The sequence below is a fragment of the Micromonospora zhanjiangensis genome (genome assembly GCF_042650605.1).
Taxonomy (GTDB): Bacteria; Actinomycetota; Actinomycetes; order Mycobacteriales; family Micromonosporaceae; genus Micromonospora_J; species Micromonospora_J zhanjiangensis.
Genome location: NZ_JBHSBN010000118.1, coordinates 1 through 835, shown reverse-complemented (window position 1 = coordinate 835; position 835 = coordinate 1). Strand labels below are relative to the sequence as shown.

The window sequence follows — 835 nt, the reverse complement described above, 5'->3', positions numbered from 1 at the left end:
GGAGGCGTTTTCAAAACTCCATTGATAGTTTGATCCCAGGGCGGTCGATGTGACCGTGGGTGATCGTCGGGTTGTGTGACCGGGATCGCGGGTGTCGTGAATGGACGCGGCGGCCGTCGCCAGGTAGATCAACCGAGTTGTGTGGACCAAGTTGATCGAGGGACAGCCGCCGCGTTGTGAGCGTATGACCGGGCTCGGCCGGGAGCAAGTCGACCGGCTCCACGCCGAGTTGGACCTCATCCTGGACTGGCAGTCGCCGCTGGGCCGGCCGAAGGTGTTGCCCTTGTACACGGCGTTGGTGATGGTCCTGTTCCAGTTGCGGCACAACCTGCCCGAGGACGCCTGCGCCGAGGTATTCGGCTGCGCCACCGCCACCGTGTGGCGCTACCAGGAACAACTCGAACCGCTGATCGAGGCGATCCTCGACGAGTTCGCCGCGCAGGCTCGCTCCCGGGCCCAGTCCGCAGCCGTGCTGGTGGACGGGTTCATCGCTCCGGTCGGCGAACGCGACGACACCACCGGCCTGTTCTCCGACAAGAAGCACCTGTCCGGGCAGAACGTGCAGGTCGTGGCCACCCTCGGCGGCCGGGTCGTTGACGTCGGGGACCCCTGCCCGGGAGCACGCCATGACAGCAAAGCGTTCGTCGACTCCGGCCTCGCCGCCCGCTGGGCCGACCACTACGCCTCCGGTGGTCCCGGCATGATCGGCGACAAGGGCTACCAGGGAACCGGCCTGACCACGCCGTACAGGAAGCCACCCGGCCGGGACCTCACCGACGTCCGACGGGCCTGCAACACCGCGATCAACCGCATACGGGCCGCCGTCGAACGCGCA

1 protein-coding gene is annotated in these 835 nt (G+C 67.3%); it reads left to right on the top strand.

Going from position 1 to position 835, the window contains the following annotated elements; translation table 11 throughout:
- Positions 1-184: 184 nt before the first annotated feature.
- On the top strand, positions 185-835 hold a 651-nt coding region (locus ACFOX0_RS34210; RefSeq protein WP_377553839.1), incomplete at its 3' end, for a transposase family protein.